Origin of the sequence: Paraburkholderia sp. SIMBA_054 (assembly GCF_046534875.1) — a bacterium.
GTDB lineage: Bacteria > Pseudomonadota > Gammaproteobacteria > Burkholderiales > Burkholderiaceae > Paraburkholderia > Paraburkholderia hospita.
This window is the reverse complement of record NZ_JAWRXV010000828.1, coordinates 1-270: the sequence shown is the minus strand read 5'-3', so window position 1 is coordinate 270 and position 270 is coordinate 1. Positions and strand designations below refer to the sequence as shown.

Below are 270 nucleotides of genomic sequence, written 5' to 3'. Positions count from 1 at the left end.
ATACCGATGACTAAACTTAAGATAATCGAGCCAACCGCCAGTACTGCTAACAACTCAACTAGGGTAATACCACGATCATTGAATATCCATTTTTTCATGGCGCCTCGCCTTCCCACGTCAATACCGTTTCCATCTGCGCTTTAGGATGAGTATTAGGTTCTTCCACTAGTTCAACCAATACTCTTATTAGCCGAGCTTCCGTTTTCTCTAGATAAATATTCATTTTATATTGTTGAACATCTTTTGAAAGAACGCCCCAATCTACTCCAC

The 270-nt window shown here is 40.4% G+C and carries 1 protein-coding gene; it reads right to left on the bottom strand.

Annotated features, from left to right (window positions below):
• Positions 1 to 98 (bottom strand): Tfp pilus assembly protein FimT/FimU (locus SB822_RS57415; RefSeq protein WP_410859150.1); only part of this gene is annotated, 98 nt, incomplete at its 3' end.
• Positions 99 to 270: the final 172 nt, after the last annotated feature.